Genomic DNA, 17,199 nt, shown 5'->3' on the forward strand with positions numbered 1-17,199 from the left:
TGGGGTCCGGGTACGCCCGGACCCATTCCTTCACATCGTCATACGGGGCATGCGCATGTTTGCGACCATTGCCAAGCTCTTGGTAAAGCGTGTCCTCACCGCGATACCGATCCTGCTGCTTGTTTCTGCGCTTCTCTTCTGCATCCTGCGCATCCTGCCGGTTGATCCCGCCGCCATGTCCCTGCCACCCAATGCGACGGTTCAGGAAGTGGAGGCCATGCGCACCGAAATGGGACTCAATCTGCCGCTCTATCAGCAGTATGGCATCTGGCTGAACAAGCTCTTCCACGGCGATATCGGCCGCTCCATCCATTTCCGCCAGAATGTGACAAGCCTGATCGGCTCGACACTGCCCGCCACCGTCGAACTGGCTCTCATTGCCATGGTGGTCGCCACCGTCTTCGGCCTCGCGGGCGGCCTTTTTCTGTTTTACGTGCGCGGCACCCGCGCCGAAGCGGTGATGGATTTCATTTCGATCCTGTTGCTCTCGCTTCCGGAATTCCTCTGGAGCCTGTTCCTGCTCCTCATATTCGGCGTCTTTTTCGAGGTCCTGCCCTTCACCGGCCGCCTCAGCCCCGGCTTCGAGCGCCCGGTCGTCACCGGCTTCCTGCTGCTCGACAGCCTGATCACCGGAAAGCTCTCGACCTTCTTCAACGCGCTGGAACACATGATCCTGCCTTGCCTGGCGCTCGGCATCGCGCTGTCGCCATCCCTGATGCGCGTGCTGCGCTCCAGCCTGCTCGATGCCTATCAGGACGACTATATCCAGCAGGCCCGGCTTCGCGGGCTTTCCGAAAAGCGCATCCTGATCCGCCACGGCCTCAAGAACGCCATCCTCCCGACCCTGAGCCTGATGGGCGTGCAGTTCGGCTTCCTGTTCGGCGGCACGCTGCTGGTCGAGATCATCTATTCCTATCCGGGCATGGGCAACCTGATGGTCGACGCGATCCGCAACGCCGACCTGCCGATCATCCAGGGTGCGGGCCTCACCTATTGCATCGCAGTTCTGGTGATCAGCATCGTGGTCGACAGCCTCTATCTGATCCTCAACCCGAAACTGAGGGTGCGTTGATATGCGACCGCTTCCGCTCTGGCTGAGATCCGGCCGCGTCCAGACAGGCCTCGTCATCATTTTCATCCTGGCCGTCTGCGCGATCTTTGCGCCTTATCTGGCGCCGAACGATCCGAATGAGCAGAACCTCCTCTCGATCCTCACGCCACCCGTGTGGGTCGATGGCGGTGATGCGATGTTTCCGCTCGGCACCGACAGCCTCGGCCGCTGCGTCCTCTCCCGCCTGATTTTTGGCGCCCGCGTCGCGCTCACCGTGGCGTTTACAGCCTCGATCGGCGCGATGATCATCGGCGCCTTCTTCGCCCATGTCGCCGGTTATTTCGGCGGCTGGGTCGATTGGGTGATCGGCCGCATCGTTGAGATCTGGCTCTCCTTCCCGCCGGTCATCCTGTCGCTCATCCTCATGGTTGGCCTCGGAACAGGGCTGCGCAACGTCGTGCTCGCCATCGTCCTGGTCGACTGGACGCGCTTCTGCCGCGTGCTTCGAAGCGAAGTGATCGTGCTTCGCCGGCGCGACTACGTTTCGGCCGCCCAACTCGTCGGTTTCTCGCACTGGCGCACCATCACTCGCGAAATCTTGCCCGGCACACTGCCGCTGCTGATTACCCTGATGAGCCTCGAAATGGGCGTCGCCATCATCGTCGAGGCGATCCTCTCCTTCGTCGGCATGAGCGTCGGCTCGGAAACCGCCGCCTGGGGCCAGATGATCGCCGATGCGCGCCAGAACATCTACGAGGCGCCGTTTAACCTGATCGCCCCGATCTTCGCGATCTTCTTCGCGGTCTTCGGTTTCAATATCCTCGGAGATGGCCTGCGCCGCACCCTCGATACGCGCCTGACCCAGACGGAGCGCACCTGACATGGCCATTCCCTCGCCCAAAAATCCCATTCTCTCGGCGCAAAACCTTTGCGTCGAATCGGTAGGAGCCAAGGAAAGCTTCCCGGTCCTGACCGACCTTAACTTCTCGCTGGAGCCCGGCAAGATCCTCGGCCTGGTCGGCGAATCCGGTGCCGGCAAGTCGATGATCGGCCGCACCATCTCGCAATACCTGCCGAACGGCTTTGCGGTCACCAAGGGCACGCTCGCCTTCGACGGCGAGGACCTGGTGTCGATGGCGGCGGAACGCCGCCGGAGCCTGCTCGGCCGCGACATCGCCTTCATCCCGCAGGAGCCGCTTTCTGGCCTCAACCCAGTGCTGACGGTCGGCCAGCAGATCAAGGAACACCTTCTGCGGATCGGCCTTGCCCCCGGTGAAAACTGGCGCGAGCGGGCGTTGAAGGAGTTTGAGTCCGTACATCTGCCGCATGGCGCGGCGCTGCTCGAAAAATACCAGCATCAGCTTTCCGGAGGCATGTGCCAGCGCATCCTGATCGCCATGGCCTTTGCCAGCCGCCCGCGGCTGCTGATCGCCGATGAACCGACCACCGCGCTGGATGTCACCATCCAGGCCCGGATCGTCAAGCTGATCGCCGAAATGCAGAAGCGCGACGGTACGGCGGTGATCTTCATCACTCACGACCTGCGCCTCGCCTCGCAGATCAGCGACGAGATCATGGTGCTTTATGCCGGCCGCCCGGCCGAACGCGGTCCCGCCAAGCAGCTGTTCTCGGCGCCGGCTCACCCCTATACCCGTTGCCTGCAGCTCGCCAATCCGACCATCACCGGCCCGCGCCGCGGCCTCTTCATCCTGCCCGAGCGGATGCCGGGCCTGCGGGTGCTGAAGGAGCTGAAGGGCTGCCGTTTCGCCTCGCGCTGTCCGAACGCGATCGAGGCCTGCACCCGGGCCGAACCGCCGCTGGCCGATATCGGCCCGAATCATATCGCCGCCTGCATCCGCACCGAAAAAACACCGGATATCGTCCCGCCGCCGCTGGCGCCCGGCCGCGAGATCGCTTCAACCAAGATTCATCTCAACGGCGAGAAGCTCACCAAGGCCTATACGACCGCCTGGAGCCCGTTCGCCAAGCGAAGCGCCTTCAAGGCGGTCAACAGCGTCGATTTTTCGCTCGGCGAGGGTGAGTTCGTCGGCATCGTCGGCGAAAGCGGCAGCGGCAAGAGCTCGCTCGCCCGCCTCGTCGTCGGCCTCGATACGCCGACCGGCGGCAAGATCACGCTGGCCGGCCGCGACATCACCGCCAATGGCAATGCCGACCGGGCCTATCGCCGCGAATACATCCAGATGGTCTTCCAGGACCCGCAATCGGCACTCAACCCGCGCCGGCGGATCGGCAGCATCGTCACCCAGGCGAACGAGGCGAGCGGATTGCACAACAGCACCCGCGAGCGCATGGACCGTGCCGCCGAATTGTTGAAGGAAATCGGCCTGCCGCCGGATGCGGCGATGCGTTTTCCCTCGCAACTTTCGGGCGGCCAGAAGCAGCGCGTCAATATCGCCCGCGCGCTTTGCACGCTACCGCGCATCCTTGTCGCCGACGAGATCGTTTCGGGCCTCGACGTCTCGGTTCAGGCCCAGCTTCTCGACCTCCTGCTGAAACTGCGTGACGAACACGGCTTCTCGATGCTGTTCATCAGCCACGACCTGTCCGTCGTTCGTTATCTCTGCGATCGGGTGATGGTCATGTATCGCGGCGAGGTGGTGGAAAGTGGCCGGACGGAAACCGTGTTTGCCAATCCGCAGCACGCCTATACCCGCAGCCTGCTCGCCGCCGTGCCGCCGGACGACGTCAATGCGGAATGGTCGCCGGTGCTTGCGGAAGCCGGCTATCAGGTCGAGTGATGGCGTTCGCCGGACGCAGATATTACAGCGGCCGGGATGTCGGCCGCGCCGTCACCATCGCCGATCTGCAGGCCATGGCGCGACGCCGCCTGCCGGCCTTCGTCACCGAATATCTCGAGGGCGGCGCCGAGGACGAATGGACGCTTCGCCGCAACCGCGAAGCCTTTTCGGAAATCGAATTTCGGCCCTCGACGCTGACCGGCGTCGGTATACCCGATCTCTCGACGACAATCTTCGGCCGCAAGATGCGGCTGCCCATCATCATCGCGCCGACCGGCTTCAATGGCCTGTTCCAATATCAGGGAGATCGGCTGCTTAGCGAAGCCGCCGCCAAGGCGGGCGTGACCTTCACCCAGAGCACAGTCTCCAACATGCGGATCGAGGAGCTTTCCGGCGTCCCCGACCTCTCCCACTGGATGCAGCTCTATGTCTTCCGCTCGCAGGCCTTCATGGACGAACTGGTCGGGCGCGCCGAAAAAGCCGGCTGCCGGGCGCTGATGGTGACGACCGATGCTGCGACCTTCGGCAACCGCGAATGGGACCGCCGCAACTACCGTTCCGGCATGGACCCGACCTTCCGCCACAAGCTGGATATCCTCTGTCATCCGCGCTGGGCGTTGTCGGTCATGGCACGCGGCATTCCGCCCTTCGGCAATCTGCTCGATTTTCTGCCGGCCGACCAGCAGACCTTCGCTCGCACGGCCATCTGGTCGCGCGAGCAGGTGGAGCCGGACCTTCATTGGACCCATATCCGCCGCCTGCGGAAAATCTGGAAAAAGCCGCTGATCGTCAAAGGCGTCATGACGCTGCGCGATGCCGAACTGGCCGCCGACGCGGGAGCCGATGGCATCGTTATCAGCAATCACGGTGGTCGTCAGCTTGACGGTGCGCCATCGCCGATTACCATTCTGCCGAAGATCGCGGGCAAGCTGAAAGGCAGGATCACCATCCTTGCCGACAGCGGTTTTCGCCGCGGCACGGACATCGTCAAGGCTTTGGCGCTCGGTGCCGATGCGGTGATGACCGGCCGCGCAGCGCTTTATGGCCTCGCAGCCGGCGGTGAGGCTGGCGCGGCCCGCGCCATCACCATCCTCGAAGAGGAAATCCGCCGCACCATGGCGCTTCTCGGCTGCCGTTCGGTCGCGGATCTCGACCGCGACCATATAAAGTTCTGAGCGGCCTCACCGTCCGTCAGGGACGATGATCTGCGTCTCCATCGGGAAGTGCGAATTGCCGCCTTCGAAGGGCGGGAAGGTCTTGAAGTCCTCGCGCATGGCAATGCGGGCCGGCGACTGCAGCGCTGCCTGAAGTGCGACAGGGTTGTCGAACATCACCCGGTTGCGCTGCATGTGGTTGACCCGCTCCCAGGGCAGAAACCCGCACCAGTCGACCCGTGAAAGGACCTCGATCTTGCGGATCCCCGGAAAGGTGCGCATCACCTGCGGGTGATGGCTGACATAGTGGTGCATCCAGACGTTCAGGTCCTCGGCCGGGCCGGTATAATGGACCACGTAGGAACAGGGATTGCCGTTCTTTTCTACATCAAGCCTGGCATCGTCGACCGGAAAGTGTCGCGCATACATGGCCTGCTGAGTGCCCTTGGCGCCGCGAATGCTCGACAGCACGCCCGAAGCCACAAGCTGATGCAGGTGGCCGGTCGGCGCCATCGCGTCTTCCAGGTCGGTCAACTCGTTGAAATAGAGCTGCATGCCGAAGATAGGAGACTGCTCGTCCTTGTTGTACATGTCCTTGGTGACCTCAGGCGTGTAGAGGTTGGCCGTGGTCAGCCCGGGTGTCAGCTTGATGATCTCGGAGGCGGTCTCGACATCCGCCTTGCTCACGGCGAGCTGGCTTCCGTCGACATTCTCGAAAAAGGCGAAATAGGCAAAACGCATGGCTCGGCTTCCTGCTTCTCTTAAAGGGACCGCAACAATTGCCGGCGGCCTCTGTTCCCCGGTCGTGGCTCACTATCGAACCGTCGGAAAGAAAAAACAAGTTTAAACCTAAACTATTTTGAGCCACTATTCGGCCACCCGGACAACCGGTCCGGACATGATTTAAGCTTCAATCTTTCCCCTTGAAACTTGCCGGATTTTCCATCACGATCCGCTTCCAGGCGCGTTGAAAGAGGATATGAGACGCCGCCGGATAGCTCTTGGGAAAGGGCCCGCTCAGGTCACTTCATCTACCAACGATCAAGAAGAATTCGCATCCGATCCGGCAGGGAAAACAGCCGCCGGTCACCAAAACAGAGGGAACGCAATCATGACCACGACCCTTTTCCGCCGCGCCTTTTTTGGCCTTGCGGGTGCCGCGGCGCTGTCCGTCGCGAGCGCCGGCTTTGCCTCCGCGGCATCGCTTGCCGTCGGCTCCTATCCGAGCAATCCGCCCTTCGAATACAAGACGGCTGCGGGTACGTTCGAGGGTTTCGAAGTCGATATCGTCAACGAAGTCGCCAAACGTCTCGGCATGACGGTCGAAATTTCGGACCTCGGCTTCCAGGCGCTCTTTGCGGCCACCTCTTCGAAGCGTATCGATGTGGCGATCTCCTCGATCACCATCACCAAGGAACGCCTCGGCAGCCAGTCCTTCACCCAAGCCTATTATGACGCCGACATGGGCATTGCCACCCGCAAGGAAGCGACCGTTTCCAAGGTCGAAGACCTGAAGGGCAAGGTCGTCGGCGTGCTTGCCGGTTCCACCGGCGACAAGTGGGCCAAGGACAACAAGGAAAAATACGGCATCACCGACATCAAGAGCTACAATGCCCAGCAGGACCTGCTGATGGATCTCTCCGCCGGTCGTGCCGATGTGGCCGTTAGCGACGTCCCGGGCATGGAATACGCCTTCCTCAAGATGAAGGACCTCGCCGTCAAGGTGCGCATCAAGACCGGCGAACAATACGGCCTGATGATGACCAAGGATCACCCGCTGCTGGCCAAGGCGAACGACGCGATCACCGCCATGAAGAAGGACGGCACTCTGGCCGCGATCCACAAGAAGTGGTTCGGCTCCGATCCGGCGGCCGGTTCCGCTTCCGCCGTCGAACAGCCGCTGCCGAAGCCCTGAGCCGGCTACCGATAATACACCCTAGTCATGCCGGCCGGCGACGGCCGGCTTTTTCGTGAGCGTAAAGGCACCAGGAAATGACCCTCCTCGATACATTCTTCAACCTCGGGGTTCTCGGCGACGCATTTCCAGCGCTGCTGCGTGGATTGATCAACACCTTCCTGCTCGGCGTCGCGGGCATTGGCATCGGCATTCCGATCGGGTTGGTGATCGCGCTTCTGCGCCTCTACGGGCCAAAGCCGGTGCGTTATCTGACGGTGTTTTATATCGACATCTTTCGCGCGGCGCCGATGCTGGTGGTGCTGATCCTCATCTACTACGCGCTGCCGTTCGTCGGCATCCGCCTGTCCTCCTGGACGTCCGCCGGCCTCGCCTTCTCGATCGTCATGGCGGCCTATTCGGCTGAAATTTTCCGCTCCGGCATCGAGGGCATTCCGCGCGGCCAATTCGAGGCGGCGGCGGCTCTCGGCCTGCCTTTCTTCGTCACGCTGCGCAAGGTCGTGCTGCCGCAGGCGATCCGCATCGTCATTCCGCCGATGACCAATAACTGCGTCTCGATGTTCAAGGACACGTCGCTCGCCTCAACCGTCGCGCTGCCGGAGCTTCTCAAGGAGGCGACGGACGCGCAGGCGCTCTATGCCAACCCGACGCCGCTGATCGGCGCTGCGCTGATCTACATCGCCTTCCTCTGGCCGATGGTGCGGCTGGTCAATCTGCTCGAACAGAGGTTCAACAAGGAACAGAAGCGCTGACGCCGGAGACGGCGAGGCCTATTCGAAGGCGGCGCCGGAAAGGTGGTTGTTGGCGGAAGCCTTGACCGTGCCGATCTCCGACCAGAGCGCCGCGACCGCATCCGGGTCGATATCCGCCATCATGTCCTGCAGCCAGCCTTCGTGCGCCGCGGCCATCGCCGCAAACAGTGTCACACCCGCCTCGGTCAGTTTTGCCACGGTCACGCGCCGGTCGCCCTGCGGCGTAACCCGCTGAACGTAACCATCGGCTTCGAGCCTCTCGACGAGCCCGGTGACATTGCCGTTGGTGACCATGGTGCGCTTGGAAAGCTCGCCAAGCCGAAGCCCGTCTTTCTCCCGATAGAGCTGCGCCATCAGGTCGAACTGCGGCAGCGTCGCGCCGAACTCGGCGCGCAGGCGGCGGCGGATTTCCTGGCTGATCAGCTTGGTGGTCGACAGCATCCGCAGCCACAGGCGCAGCTCGGGCTTCGACCGCCCATGGGCGCCCTGGACGATGATCTCCAGATCGACGCCGACCGCTTCTGCTTCTACCATTTCGAATGCTGCCTCTGTAACCGATCCACCGTCTAGAAGCAGATATTTGAAATGTCAAAGGTTCGTGCTGCGACCATTATTGGGAACGGCGCTCGCCAGCCCACGTGACTGGCCCGACCATCACCCCATCATTAGCCGTCATCCGCGTCCATTATTTATTCATATGCATACATTTTCTGAAAACAGCATCAAGAACAGGCAATCTGTCGATAAGCGGATAGCTACTCATGCTTGCCCTTCACTGAGTCCGCAACAGCCTATTTCTCACGGAAGTGATCGATGTTCTTCGATAGGGATCGACCACATAAATTTGCGCGATGCAGCCTCTCCCAGTTGCTTGCATCCTCATATTTTCTGCAATAGGCTCCCTCATCGTTCAGCGGCATCCGGAGAGGAAAACCGGCTGCTGCCCGGCTTACGAAACCGGTCAATTCAAGGGGAACCCGGCACCATGTCTTCCAGCACGCTCACCAGTCTCGCTTCCGCTCTTCTCTCCGGCTCGGTCAAGGTCGTCGACCTGACGGCGCCGCTCGGGCCGGATACTCCCGTTCTTTACCTGCCGCCGCAGTTCGGCAAGAACACGCCGAAAGTCGCCGTCCACACGATCTCCGAATACAACGAGGACGGTCCGTTCTGGGCCTGGAACTGGCTGGAACTCGGTGAGCACACCGGCACGCATTTCGATGCGCCCTGTCATTGGGTTACAGGCAAGGACAAACCGAACAACACGACCGACACCATCCCGCCGCAGAATTTCGTGGCGCCGGTCAATGTCATCGACCGTTCCAAGGAATCCGCCGAAAACCCGGATTATCTGCTGACCGTCGACAGCATCAAGGAATGGGAAGCCGAGCATGGCGCGATCGAGGCCGGCAGCTGGGTGCTGATGCGCTCCGACTGGTACAAGCGCAACGGCTCGACCGAAACCTTCCTGAACGCAGACGAGAACGGCCCGCATTCTCCCGGTCCGACCGCCGAAGCGATCCAATACCTGATTTCGAAGGACATTATCGGCTGGGGCCAGGAAACCATCGGCACCGATGCCGGTTCGGCCGGCGGCATGAACCCGCCTTTCCCGGCCCACAACCTCATGCACGGCGCCGGCAAATACGGCCTCGCATCGCTGTCGAACCTCGATCAGCTGCCACCGAAGGGCGCCGTGCTGATCGCCGCTCCGCTGAAGCTCGTCAAGGGCACCGGTTCACCGGTCCGCGCCCTTGCGCTGATCTCCTGATCCGATCGAAGGGCCGGACCGGAAGGTTCCGGCCCTTTCCGTATCCAGCAGGAAGACGGGCGGCATGGCGGATTTCGACTACATCATCGTCGGCAGCGGCATCAACGCGCTCGTCGCCGCCGCCATGCTCGGCAAGAAGGGCAAAAAGGTCCTCGTTCTGGAGCGCAGCGACCGCATCGGCGGCTGCCTGCACACCGATGAAATCACCGAGCCCGGCTTTATCCACGATGTGATGGCCACCACCATGGTGCTGTTCCTGACCTCGCCCGCCTACGGCGCGCTCGGCAAGGATCTTGAAGCCCGTGGCCTCGAATTCGCCCATGCCGACCTGCCGACCGGCGTGCTGTGCCCGGACGGCTCCTCCGTCATCTTCTCAAAAGATCGCCAGCGCAATATCGCAACCTTCGAGGCCCTCGCAGCCGGCGACGGCAAGACGTTCGACAAGGAAATGAATGCGCTTGGCACCGATGCGGCCTTCCTGTTCTCCCTGCTCGGCGGCGCACTCTGGTCCGGCACGACGCTGAAAACGGTCGCCAGACAGGGATGGGGCAAGGGCCTGCGCCAACTCGCTGCCTGGTTCGGCGATGCACTGACACCAGCGCGCGGTTATCTCGAAACCACCTACAAGTCGGAAGGCGCTCACGCACTCTGGGCGCCCTGGGTCCTGCATTGCGGCCTGGCGCCGGAAAGCGCCTATTCGGCCGAAATGGTCAAGGTCATCGGTTTTGCTATCGAGCTCGCCGGCTGCCCGATCGTCAAGGGCGGCGCGGCTAACCTCGTCACCGCCTTCGAACGGCTGATCACGGATCAAGGCGGCGCGATCCGCACTGGCGCGGATGTCGAACGTATCCTTCCCGGTCCGGATAACAAGGCGGCCGGCGTGCGGCTTGCAGGCGGCGAGACGATCCACGCCGCATCCGGCGTCGTCTGCTCCACGACGCCGAACCAGATCTATGACCGGCTGCTGAAGGACTGGCCGCAGCCCGCCCCCGCAGACGTAAAGGAAAGCGTCGCACGCTACCGTTATGGCAAGGGAAACATGCAGATCCATTACGCCCTCTCCGCGCCGCCGCGCTGGAAGGGCGACCCGGAGCTCGCCAAAGTGGCGCTGCTTCACCTGACATCCGGTCTCGACGGCGTCTCGCGTGCCACCAACGAATGCGAACGCGGACTGCTGCCGGCCGAGCCGACCGTCTGCGTCGGCCAGCCCGTCAGCTTCGATCCGTCGCGCGCGCCGGACGGCAAGTCGATACTCTGGCTGCAGCTTCCCGAAGCGCCGCGCTTCATCAAGGGCGACGCGGCCGGTGAGATCGCCACACCTGCCGACGGCCGCTGGACCGACGAACTGCGCGAACTTTATGCCGACCGCGTCGAGGCTCTGCTTTCCCGCCACATCGAGAATTTTGCCGAAATCAAGCTCGCCCGACGCGCCTTCTCGCCGGGCGATCTGGAGGCGATGAACATGAACCTCGTCGGTGGCGATCCCTATGGCGGCTTCTGCGGGCTCGACCAGTTTTTCCTCTGGCGGCCCTTCAAGTCGTCTGTTAACCACCGCACCCACGTGCCGGGCCTTTATCATATCGGCGCCTCGACCCATCCGGGACCGGGGCTTGCCGGCGGCTCCGGCTTTCTGCTCGCATCGTCGTTGCGTTGAAACGACGTGGTCTAGGAGACATGGATTTCATGGCAGAACGGTTTTCAGGCGTGGTGCTGCGCTGGCATCAGGAGGGCGATCAGGAAAATCGGCCGACCATGGGCGAGATCGGCCTCAACCATTTCGCACCCTATCTGATGAACCGCATCATCTCCCGCTGGAATTCCAACATGGCGGAGGAGTTGCGCGAATACGACTTGTCGACGGCCAAGATGCGCACGCTTGCGGTCCTCAGCGTCTCTGCTTCGCTCACCATCAACGAGCTTTCCGTCTTCGCCGTCATCGAACAGTCGACCATGAGCCGCACGCTCGATTCCCTCGAAGACCAGGGTTACATTCGCCGCACGCCGCGCGCCGAGGACATGCGCATCCGTGATGTGACGATCACCGAGGAAGGCCGTGCCGCCTTTGGGCGCTTCTGGCCGACCATGTATGATTCATTGCTGCGGATGTTCGACGGCATCGACGAGGAAGAATACCGCGCCTTCACGGGCACGCTGCACAAGATCCTCCTCAACATCCGCAAGCACGAGATCTGACCGGTCTATTTCGAAAGCCGGGTCTGCAGGCTGTCGCGGATACGTTTGCCGAGCGCCTGGTAGTTCTCGTCGAAATGATGTCCGCCCTCGATCGGCACCACCTCGACGCCTTTGGTCTTCAACGTCGGGCAGGGATCGTCGTCCTCATCGGTGCCGTAGACGCATTGGATGAGCTTCGGATCGATCCTGACGATGTCGGTCATCGGATCGCCTCCCTTTCCGTCGCTTGCGACGCCGAGCCACCCGGTCACGGAAATTTCGTAATCCACCTTGTTCGACAGGCCGAGCAGCGTGATCTGCTTCACTCGCACCCGGTCTGCTGCCGGCAGGAGGTTGTAGGCGGCTGGCAGCACATCGGCGCCAAACGAATAGCCGACCAGCAAGACGTTCTGAACGTCCCATTGCCGGCGATAATATTCGATGATCTTCGCCAGATCCTCCGCAGTCGCCTGCGGCGTGCGTTCGGACCAGAAATATCGCAGCGAATCCAGCCCTATCGTCGGGATTCCCTGCGACTGCAGATAACCTCCCACTTCGCTGTCGAGGTCGCGCCACCCGCCATCGCCGGAGAAGATCACCGCCATCGTGTTCATCGCCGGCTTGGCTTGAAGCACGTTCAGCGGCAGGTCGAGCGGCTGGCTTGTACGGCCGGTAGCCGCGATGCGTGCGGCAAGCGCCTGCGAGAGCGCCACATCGGAGGTCTCGCCCGAATTGCTGAGCTCGACCTCGGGATGATCCTGTTTCAGGCGAAGGCCATGTGCCTTGCCGGCTGCATCGGCTGTAGCGGTGGAAATGATCGTCACCGCGGCCGGCAGAGCACCGTCGTCAAAACCATAAACGATGCGATCGCCGATTTTCTGCTTGGAGGCCGGCGTGCAGAGTTCCTTCGCAAGCGGGATGCCTGCCAGCGGATCGACCGCAATGGCCTCGTCGATCGTCGCATTCGGGCTCTGGGAAATCATCGCAAGCGCCAAGGCGCCGCCCTCGCCGATGCCGGCGACGATCGGGTGACGATATTGCGGATTGCCGATCCGCCGCTGCACCTGCTGTGAGACGTCCTCGATATCGGAAACCATGTAGATGCATTCGCCGTCGTCGGCGCCGAGCGACTTGATATAGGAGGGGAAATCGATGCCGACCACGGCCGCACCGGCGGCAAGCAGCTTCTGCGCCTCGGTATCCTCCCGAGCCCCCCAACCCTGCCCGCCGGAAATCAGGAAAACGATGCCTTCGAGCTCGCTGCCATTGTTCGGCACGAGGATACGCGGCTGCGGGATCAGGCCTGTATGATAGTCCTGCTGATCCTGGGCGGCGACCGGCAAGGCGCCACACAGCAGAGCGGCAAGCGCGACAAAAAAAGAACGCAGAAACATCATTTACCAACCACTCCTCTCAAGCCGCCGCCGATCAGGAGCGTTGCGTCCATCATCACGATAGCGGGGCTTACGCCCCCTGCCACAGCGAGGTAACGAGGCTCCCAGGCGGGATGGAACTTCGACTTGAAGGCTTTCAACCCTTTGAAATTGTAGAACCGTTCGCCATGCTCGAAAACAACGCTGCCGATCCGGTCCCAGGCGAGCGCAGCCTCGCGTGTGGACATGCCGGACAGCGGAGCCATGCCGAGATTGAAATGTCTATAACCGGCATCGCGAAGATATTCCATGATCTTCACGAACAGGAAATCCATCGAGCCTTTCGGCGCATCCGGCATAAAGCGCATCAAGTCGACGGTACCTTCTTGCTTCGTATCGGTGAGCGACAGCGTCGCGAAAGCGACGATGCGGCCGTCCTTCCTGAGGATCGCGACCGGCTGGGCGCTGACATAATCATCCCGGAAAGCGCCGAGCGAAAAAGTCTTCTCACGGGTATTGTGATCTTCCAGCCAGGCATCCGACACGCGCCGGAGTTCTTCGACATGCGCCATCACGTCCGGCTGCTCGATGACGGAAAACTCCAGCCCTTCGCGTGCACCCTTGTTGACGGCTTGGCGAAGCCCGGCCAGCCGACTGCCCTTGAGGTCGAAGCGGGACAGGTCGACGATCGCCAATTCACCGAGCTTGAAGGCCCTCAGCCCAGCATCGGCGCAATGAGAAAGAAGGCCGGGCGAAATCTGATAGAGCACGGCGCGACCACCCTGGGCGCGAGCTTCCTCGACGAAACGCCAAACGAGATCCGCCATCTCCTCCTGCGGTCCGACCGGATCGAAAAGCGCAATCCAGGAGCGCCCCTGGATGCCGTACATGAGGAAGGCATTGCCGCTCTCGGAGAACATCAGCCGCTTGTCGCCCATCCGCACAAGGTTGGCGTCCGCATTGTCGTGAGCCATGACGAGCCGGATTGCCCGCTCCAGATCGTCCGCTGTGGACAGAGCCGAACGTCTGGCCGCCGGCCGCAAAAGACTGAACAGGGAGATTGTGGCCGCGAAAATCGCAAGGCCAAGGACTGCGCGCAAGCCGCGCGGCGCTTCCTCGGAAAATTCGAACTGCCACCAGAGTTCGCGGCTGTAGTCCACTTCGCGATAGACGAAAAGCAGTACCGTGATCGCTGCGGCGACGACGATGAGCATGGCGGCGATCCAGCTCGGCGACAGCACCTGCCCGAACAGCGATGCCCGGCGCTTGAACTGCCGGGCGCTGAGGAACAGGCCGATCAGCAGGATAACCAGGAACGATGCCTCGAAAAGCGCAAGCGCCCGCATGAAGGCCAAAACCAGTGCCAAGGCGGTGCAGACCATGGCGGCCCACCACGCACCGTCCAGCCGCTGGCCAATGCCGCGCGCCGTGATGAACAGCAGCAGGCCTAGAATGCTGGAAAGGAAATGCGCGCCTTCGAACACCGGCAGCGGCAGGTAGTTCCCGAGGAAATTGATATCGAAATCCGGTGTCGGCGTCACGCTCGAGAAGATCAGCATTGCGCCGGCGATCATCGAGAACGTCGCCAGAAGCGGCGGCGCGAGACGGAATTCGAGCTTGCGAAGCGTCGAGGCAACGGGATGATGGGCTAGCTGGCGAACTTCGATGCCAATCACCATCAGCGTGGCGATGAGCAGCGGCAGGACGTGATAGATAACGCGGTAGAGAACGAGACTGCCGAGCACTTCGTCAAGGCTGACCCGATTGCCGAGTGCCGCTACGATCACCGTCTCGAAGACGCCGAGACCGGCTGGCACATGGCTGAGGACACCCAGGCCCACGGCGGTCGCATAGATCGCCAGGAAGGATGGCCAGCCAATTTCCGTCTGCGGCAGGAGCACGTAGAGAACCGAGGCCGAGGCGGCGATGTCGAGCGCGGTGATCAGGAACTGCTGTGAGGACGTGCGGCTATCCGGCAGACGGATGCTCAAGCTTCCGACCGAGACCGTTCGTCCGTCCCGCCCGAGGATCAGAACCGCAGTGAGCACGATGATGATCACGATTGCACCGGCGCGCACCCAATCACCGTCGATATCGAGGAGGGCGCCGATCCTCGGCGCGGTGACCAGCGATGCGAGCGCCGTGACCGCCAGAAGCCCGATGCCGAAGGCAAGTGTCACGAATGCGATGACGCGACCGATATCGTCCGGCGAAAGCCCCAGGCGCGAATAGGCGCGGAACCGGATGGCCCCGCCGCTGAGCGCTCCAAAGCCAGCCGTGTTGCCGACCGCGTAAGCACTGAAGGCCGTTATCGCGACAGGCACGAACGGCAAGGAACGGCCAATATAGGTAATCGCGTTCACGTCGTATCCGACCAGTGCCGCGAAGCTCAGGGCCGTGAAGAAAACCGCAAGGCCGATCGAGGATAAACGCGTGTTGGCGAGCGCCTCGATAACATCGTCATAGCTGACCTCGGTCGTGAGGTTGTAGATTGCAAAAGTCGTGAACGCGAAAACCGCCAGCGCCGCAACGGCGATGAGGTAAGGACGGTACGTCTCAAGAATGTCTCGAAAGCGACTTGGCTGACGATCCGTGGATTCCATGTGGGCTGCCGGTACTTGCAAAAACTGGGTGTCTAGACTTCGGTCAGATACGCAGCAAAAGCAACGGGATCGCGGCTATAATGTGTCTTTATCCTTAAAACCTAAAGCGTAGAGACCGTCTTCAACGCGCCGTCGAGAGCAATGCCGCTTTCGTCCAGAAGAGCCGCCTGGCGCAGGCGCTTCATCCAGGCAGCACCGTCTTCGCGGTCCGCCAAGGTCGTCAGTGCCGACATCACCCGGTCGAACTTCGAAAGCCCACGCGCATGGGTGTCGGAATAACCCTTCACCAGGCGGCGGTTGTTGATCACCTCGACCGCGAGATCGTAATTTCTCGGAAGAAACGACGTCGCGGTATTGAGCCAGGCCTCACGGTGTTCGGTCTCGCGCAGGTGCCGGAGCGTGCCACGTCGGGTGCGCCGCAACGCTGCCAGCGTATAAAGCGTCAGGAACCAGAAGAGCGTGCCGGTCTGCACGCGACGGCCCTTGTTGATGCGGCGATCGAGCCAGGCAAAGACCTTCGGGCGGTTTTCGACCCAGAGACCGAGCCCTTTCGGCATGGTCCCAACGACCTCTTCCATGCGCGGATGCATGTATTCGGTCATGTAGAGGATCTGGTCCTGCTTGACGCCGACTTCCTTGGCGACCCGATTGAAGCGGGTGCCACGGGTCTTGAGGTCCGCGACGCGGATGACATCGTCATAGGCCATGGCGATGGCGACATATTTCGCGGACTGGACGGTGAAAGCATAATCGTGCTCGCTGCCGCCATTGGCACGGTCGAGGGCATAAAGTTTGCCGACCCGATCAAGATATTCGCCGGCATAGGCCGGATCCTGGAAATCCGTGAGCTTCTTGACGCCTGCAAACAGCAGCGGCCAGGCGACCTCCGGAAATTCTGCGCGCATGCGATGGACGAGACGATCGAGATCCGGATGGCCAGCGGTTTCCGGCATCGTATCGAAACGCTTCGGCGCCATCGCGACCACTTCGTCGCGCGGCTTGGTTTTCGCCCGCTCGTAGGCGGCATTGAAAGCCCTGAGGCTGGGTTCGATGCCTTTGCCGCCGCCGCGAATTACCGCCTCGAAGGCTTCCTTCGGGAAGGGCAGCACATCGGCTGCCGCAAGTGCGCCGAACATCGAGGCGGAAATCACGCTGCCGTTTTTCGTCGCCAGCGTATCCATGTCGAAGGCGATGGTGCGTTTGGCGGCGAAATCGGTCGCGCCGACCACCACGGTCGGATCGCCGATGCCGTCGCCCGGCTTCTCCTTCTCGCCGACCGCGAAGGAACGGTGCGTCGAGGCGATCAGCGTGGTCTTGTCCGGCGTCACCAGACCGCGCAGCACGGAGCGTCCGGCTTCCATCAGCTCGGCGGCCAGCACGATGTCAACGTCGCCCGGAGTCGGCATCAGCGAGAAGATCGGCGACACACCGTCGCGGGTGGGCAGCATTTCGATATAATAGATCGTCGCGCCGGTGCGCTGGGCAACGCCCGGCACCGATGTCGACTGCGCCATCCAGTCCTGCTCTTCGGCAAGGCCGACGATCCAATCGGCCAGCACGCCGCCGCCCTGGCCGCCCATGGCCATGATCGCCAGCGTCAGCGGCTTGTCGGAAGCATGGAGCGTCTTGAGGTTCACGGTCTCGTTCATCGA

The 17,199-nt window shown here is 62.0% G+C and carries 14 protein-coding genes; 9 read left to right on the forward strand and 5 right to left on the reverse strand.

Features of this window, described 5'->3' with window-relative positions:
- Positions 1-55: 55 nt before the first annotated feature.
- Genes ACZ9IU_RS21575 through ACZ9IU_RS21590 form a run of 4 tightly spaced genes read left to right on the forward strand, consistent with a single transcriptional unit; the run spans position 56 to position 4,985 of the window.
- Positions 56-1,072: an ABC transporter permease gene (locus ACZ9IU_RS21575; RefSeq protein ID WP_038549829.1), complete on the forward strand. Its 1,017-nt coding sequence runs from the start codon at positions 56-58 to the stop codon at positions 1,070-1,072.
- Position 1,073: 1 nt separating this feature from the next.
- Positions 1,074-1,931 carry an ABC transporter permease gene (locus ACZ9IU_RS21580; protein WP_038546947.1) on the forward strand — a complete coding sequence of 286 codons (858 nt, stop codon included), beginning with the start codon at positions 1,074-1,076 and terminating at the stop codon, positions 1,929-1,931.
- Position 1,932: 1 nt separating this feature from the next.
- Positions 1,933-3,810: a dipeptide ABC transporter ATP-binding protein gene (locus tag ACZ9IU_RS21585; protein WP_038546950.1), complete on the forward strand. Its 1,878-nt coding sequence runs from the start codon at positions 1,933-1,935 to the stop codon at positions 3,808-3,810.
- Positions 3,810-4,985: an alpha-hydroxy acid oxidase gene (locus tag ACZ9IU_RS21590; protein ID WP_038546952.1), complete on the forward strand. Its 1,176-nt coding sequence runs from the start codon at positions 3,810-3,812 to the stop codon at positions 4,983-4,985. The genes ACZ9IU_RS21585 and ACZ9IU_RS21590 overlap by 1 nt, the downstream gene beginning before the upstream one ends.
- Positions 4,986-4,991: 6 nt before the next feature.
- Here the strand turns inward: ACZ9IU_RS21590 and ACZ9IU_RS21595 are convergent, their stop codons facing one another.
- A complete protein-coding gene (locus tag ACZ9IU_RS21595) occupies positions 4,992-5,705 on the reverse strand; it encodes a hypothetical protein (RefSeq protein WP_038546955.1) in 714 nt (237 codons plus the stop codon).
- 370 nt (positions 5,706-6,075) lie between these two features.
- Between ACZ9IU_RS21595 and ACZ9IU_RS21600 the strand changes: the two genes are divergently transcribed.
- Positions 6,076-6,879: an ABC transporter substrate-binding protein gene (locus ACZ9IU_RS21600; protein WP_038546958.1), complete on the forward strand. Its 804-nt coding sequence runs from the start codon at positions 6,076-6,078 to the stop codon at positions 6,877-6,879.
- A gap of 77 nt (positions 6,880-6,956) precedes the next feature.
- Entirely contained in the window at positions 6,957-7,631 is a 675-nt protein-coding gene (locus ACZ9IU_RS21605) for an amino acid ABC transporter permease (protein ID WP_038546961.1), read from the forward strand.
- 18 nt (positions 7,632-7,649) lie between these two features.
- On the opposite strand, the gene ACZ9IU_RS21610 is transcribed toward ACZ9IU_RS21605, so the two are convergent.
- Positions 7,650-8,165 carry a MarR family winged helix-turn-helix transcriptional regulator gene (locus ACZ9IU_RS21610; protein WP_038546963.1) on the reverse strand — a complete coding sequence of 172 codons (516 nt, stop codon included), beginning with the start codon at positions 8,163-8,165 and terminating at the stop codon, positions 7,650-7,652.
- A 451-nt stretch (positions 8,166-8,616) separates the two neighbouring features.
- On the opposite strand from ACZ9IU_RS21610, the gene ACZ9IU_RS21615 reads away from it, so the two are divergent.
- The 3 genes from ACZ9IU_RS21615 to ACZ9IU_RS21625 all read left to right on the forward strand — a co-directional run bounded on the left by ACZ9IU_RS21615 (position 8,617) and on the right by ACZ9IU_RS21625 (position 11,592).
- Complete coding sequence (locus ACZ9IU_RS21615; RefSeq protein WP_038546964.1) at positions 8,617-9,399, forward strand: cyclase family protein; 783 nt, start codon at positions 8,617-8,619, stop codon at positions 9,397-9,399.
- Between the two features lie 64 nt (positions 9,400-9,463).
- On the forward strand, positions 9,464-11,053 hold the full coding sequence (locus tag ACZ9IU_RS21620) for a phytoene desaturase family protein (protein WP_038546967.1): 1,590 nt from the start codon (positions 9,464-9,466) through the stop codon (positions 11,051-11,053).
- A gap of 29 nt (positions 11,054-11,082) precedes the next feature.
- The gene (locus ACZ9IU_RS21625) at positions 11,083-11,592 is read left to right on the forward strand and encodes a MarR family winged helix-turn-helix transcriptional regulator (RefSeq protein ID WP_038549831.1); all 510 of its coding nucleotides are present in this window, start codon (positions 11,083-11,085) and stop codon (positions 11,590-11,592) included.
- Positions 11,593-11,597: 5 nt separating this feature from the next.
- On the opposite strand, the gene ACZ9IU_RS21630 is transcribed toward ACZ9IU_RS21625, so the two are convergent.
- From ACZ9IU_RS21630 to ACZ9IU_RS21640, 3 genes are all read right to left on the reverse strand, one after another.
- Positions 11,598-12,968 (reverse strand): AcvB/VirJ family lysyl-phosphatidylglycerol hydrolase, encoded by a 1,371-nt coding sequence (locus ACZ9IU_RS21630; protein ID WP_157885189.1) that lies wholly within the window; start codon positions 12,966-12,968, stop codon positions 11,598-11,600.
- A complete protein-coding gene (gene mprF, locus ACZ9IU_RS21635; protein ID WP_038546970.1) occupies positions 12,965-15,547 on the reverse strand; it encodes a bifunctional lysylphosphatidylglycerol flippase/synthetase MprF in 2,583 nt (860 codons plus the stop codon). The genes ACZ9IU_RS21630 and mprF overlap by 4 nt, the downstream gene beginning before the upstream one ends.
- A 101-nt stretch (positions 15,548-15,648) precedes the next feature.
- Complete coding sequence (locus ACZ9IU_RS21640) at positions 15,649-17,196, reverse strand: indolepyruvate oxidoreductase subunit beta family protein (protein ID WP_038546974.1); 1,548 nt, start codon at positions 17,194-17,196, stop codon at positions 15,649-15,651.
- Positions 17,197-17,199 lie beyond the last annotated feature (3 nt).

The organism is Mesorhizobium sp. USDA 4132 (assembly GCF_056279545.1).

Bases quoted from the DNA above. Each gene is read 5' to 3' on its own strand.
- ACZ9IU_RS21625 (WP_038549831.1), top strand. From the start codon at position 11,083: ATGGCAGAACGGTTTTCAGGCGTGGTGCTGCGCTGGCATCAGGAGGGC.
- ACZ9IU_RS21620 (WP_038546967.1), top strand. From the start codon at position 9,464: ATGGCGGATTTCGACTACATCATCGTCGGCAGCGGCATCAACGCGCTC.
- ACZ9IU_RS21610 (WP_038546963.1), bottom strand. From the start codon at position 8,165: ATGGTAGAAGCAGAAGCGGTCGGCGTCGATCTGGAGATCATCGTCCAG.
- ACZ9IU_RS21585 (WP_038546950.1), top strand. From the start codon at position 1,933: ATGGCCATTCCCTCGCCCAAAAATCCCATTCTCTCGGCGCAAAACCTT.
- mprF (WP_038546970.1), bottom strand. From the start codon at position 15,547: ATGGAATCCACGGATCGTCAGCCAAGTCGCTTTCGAGACATTCTTGAG.
- ACZ9IU_RS21605 (WP_038546961.1), top strand. From the start codon at position 6,957: ATGACCCTCCTCGATACATTCTTCAACCTCGGGGTTCTCGGCGACGCA.
- ACZ9IU_RS21595 (WP_038546955.1), bottom strand. From the start codon at position 5,705: ATGCGTTTTGCCTATTTCGCCTTTTTCGAGAATGTCGACGGAAGCCAG.
- ACZ9IU_RS21575 (WP_038549829.1), top strand. From the start codon at position 56: ATGTTTGCGACCATTGCCAAGCTCTTGGTAAAGCGTGTCCTCACCGCG.
- ACZ9IU_RS21580 (WP_038546947.1), top strand. From the start codon at position 1,074: ATGCGACCGCTTCCGCTCTGGCTGAGATCCGGCCGCGTCCAGACAGGC.
- ACZ9IU_RS21615 (WP_038546964.1), top strand. From the start codon at position 8,617: ATGTCTTCCAGCACGCTCACCAGTCTCGCTTCCGCTCTTCTCTCCGGC.
- ACZ9IU_RS21640 (WP_038546974.1), bottom strand. From the start codon at position 17,196: ATGAACGAGACCGTGAACCTCAAGACGCTCCATGCTTCCGACAAGCCG.
- ACZ9IU_RS21600 (WP_038546958.1), top strand. From the start codon at position 6,076: ATGACCACGACCCTTTTCCGCCGCGCCTTTTTTGGCCTTGCGGGTGCC.
- ACZ9IU_RS21590 (WP_038546952.1), top strand. From the start codon at position 3,810: ATGGCGTTCGCCGGACGCAGATATTACAGCGGCCGGGATGTCGGCCGC.
- ACZ9IU_RS21630 (WP_157885189.1), bottom strand. From the start codon at position 12,968: ATGATGTTTCTGCGTTCTTTTTTTGTCGCGCTTGCCGCTCTGCTGTGT.